General features: G+C 24.6%; 3 protein-coding genes. All 3 read right to left on the minus strand.

Annotated features, from left to right (window positions below; translation table 11 throughout):
* A partial coding sequence (locus J7G74_RS08970) for an FtsX-like permease family protein (protein ID WP_297134323.1) occupies positions 1 to 1,312 on the minus strand: 1,312 nt, incomplete at its 3' end.
* Positions 1,302 to 2,069: an ABC transporter ATP-binding protein gene (locus J7G74_RS08975; RefSeq protein ID WP_297134324.1), complete on the minus strand. Its 768-nt coding sequence runs from the start codon at positions 2,067 to 2,069 to the stop codon at positions 1,302 to 1,304. The genes J7G74_RS08970 and J7G74_RS08975, both read right to left, overlap by 11 nt.
* Positions 2,070 to 2,172: 103 nt before the next feature.
* Positions 2,173 to 2,764, minus strand: a 592-nt coding sequence (locus J7G74_RS08980; protein ID WP_297134326.1) for an ATP-binding protein, incomplete at its 5' end; no start/stop codon positions are given.

Below are 2,764 nucleotides of genomic sequence, written 5' to 3' on the forward strand. Positions count from 1 at the left end.
GTATAGACACATCTGTAAAAAGAAATACTTCTTTATCTTTTAAATATACTGGTTCCTTATTTTGCATTTTTACTAACTTATTATAATCTGATAATTTTACAATAGGTACATTAAAATCTCTCATACTTTTTATTTGTTTAGATAAAAAATCATCTGAAGTATTTTTAAACATCTCAATAAATTTTACCGGAGATTCATATATATTATAATCTAAATATTCTTTTGCATAATCTTTTACATTAAAACCTATGTCTTTAACCTCTTCGCTTATTTTTAGCTGAGAACTTTTAAAGCCCTTTGGTTTTTCATAAGTTTCAACCATAGTCATATCATAAGGTGATAAAAACTCTGCTGTATTTTCCATAGCATTTTTTATTCCTATAGATGCTGAATACATTCCTATGGAAATAAATAGCATTAAACAAATTACACTCATGGAAATATAGTTTGTGTTTATTTTGCTATTTAACTGCCTTAGAGTAAAAGTATTAAGATTTTTTAAATAATGTTTTTTACTACTTTGTATTATTTTTATTAAAAAGCCTGCTAAAGCTCTAAAAAATAATAATGTTCCTACTATACCTAATATTATAGATATTTTAAATTTATTGTTAGTTATATCTACTAATCCATTTTCTAAAATTAATTTATAAGCCATACCTAAACTAATCACTGAAATAATAAATAAAGTCGCAGATAATATTAAGTTTGTTCCCTTTAATTTTTCATTATCTCTTTCACTATTTATAAGTTTTATCAATTTACATCTTGATACTAAGATAAAGTTTAGTATCATAGTTATAAAATACATAATACTAAAGTAGAACATAGTTTTTATACAAGCATCTTTTGAAAATACAAATTTATATTCAGTCATATCTACAGCAAAAAGCTTAGCTGTAATTCCTGCTAATCCCTGTGATAAAAACACTCCTACAAATATTCCTACTATAAGTGATAATACTCCTACTATTATAGTTTCGTAAAATAACATAAAAGCTATTTTACTTCTACTAATACCTAAAGTCATATATATTCCAAACTCTTTATTTCTCTTTTTTATTAAGAAATTATTTGCATAAATTATTAAAAATCCAAGTACGAAGGATACAAATACTGATACCATAGATATTACTCTGTTTAATGCCTCTATAAAAGTTTTCTGTGTATCTGATAAATCCATCATTATAGCTTGAGATTCTATAGAGTTAAAAATATAAAATATACATACACCTAATGCTAATGTGAAAAAATATATACTATAATCTTTTATACTTCTTTGTACATTTCTTTTTGATAACTTAAATAACATTGCTAGTGTCACCTCCAAGAAGTGTAACTACTTCTATAATCCTTTTGAAGAATTCTTTTCTATCATCATTTCCTCTTATTAATTCGTTGAATATTCTTCCATCTTTTATAAACAAAATCCTCTTACAATAACTAGCTGTAAAAGCATCATGAGTTACCATCATTATTGTTGAATTCAGACTTTTATTTAAATTATCTAAATTTTCAAGTAATACTCTTGCTGATTTTGAATCAAGAGATCCTGTTGGTTCATCTGCTAAAATTAAAGATGGATTAGTTATTATAGCCCTTGCACATGCTACTCTTTGTTTTTGTCCACCTGAGATTTCATAAGGGAATTTGTTTAATATATCTGAAATATTTAATTTATTTGCTACTAATTTTACTTTCTCATCAATTTTTGAACTATTCTCTCCTATTACCGATAAAGCTAAAGATATGTTTTCATATGCTGTTAAAGTATCTAATAAATTAAATTCTTGAAATATAAATCCTAAATGTTCTCTTCTAAATTTTTCTACGTTTTTTCTTGACAAAGCAGTTATATCTTTATTTTCTATTAATATAGTTCCTGTGGTTGCTTTATCTATTGTAGCTATACAATTTAAAAGTGTAGTTTTTCCACTACCACTAGGACCCATAATCCCTATAAATTCTCCTTCTTCCACTTCGAAAGAAATATTATTAATTGCTTTTGTCAGGTTTCTTTTATTACCATAATATTTTTCTAAGTTTTTAACTTGTAAAACTGTATTCATTGTTTTTACCTCCATAACCAATTTATACTTATATTTTATAAGCCTTAGAGGTTTTCATTAATAACATAACCTTACCGTAATCTTACAAAAATGTAAGTTTATATTATATTTGTGTCATACTCCCCTTAGGAAATATTATTTTTACTGTGGTTTCTTCATTAACCTTTGAATCTATCTCTAATCCTAAATACATCTTATCTGCTAGTTTTTTAGATATATAAAGTCCCATACCTGTTGATTTTTTAAGCTTCCTTCCATTAATTCCAGTAAATCCTTTATTGAAAACTTTTTTCAGATCTTTTTCATCTATGCCAATTCCATTATCTTTTATATAAAGCTCTATACAGTTATCATTTTCCTCAGTATATATAGTAATTTTGCCAAATTCATTTTTTAATTTTTCATTTATATTTTCACTACTTATATACTTTATAGAATTTGTTATTATTTGATTTAAGATAAATTCCATCCATTTTTTATCACAGTAAACATTACTATGAAAATCTTGCAAATCTATAACTATATTGTTTTCTCTTATAAGCTTCTTATTTCTTCTTATTGTATCACTTATACATTTTCTCAAATCTGTTTCTTTTATTATGTAATCTTGTTCTACTTCATTACTTTTAGAATAATAAATCGCTTGTTCTATAAAATTTTCTATTTTTTCTATCTCTTCTAAAACACTTAATGTA

Source organism: Terrisporobacter sp., from assembly GCF_017888745.1.
In the GTDB taxonomy this organism is placed as follows: Bacteria; Bacillota; Clostridia; order Peptostreptococcales; family Peptostreptococcaceae; genus Terrisporobacter.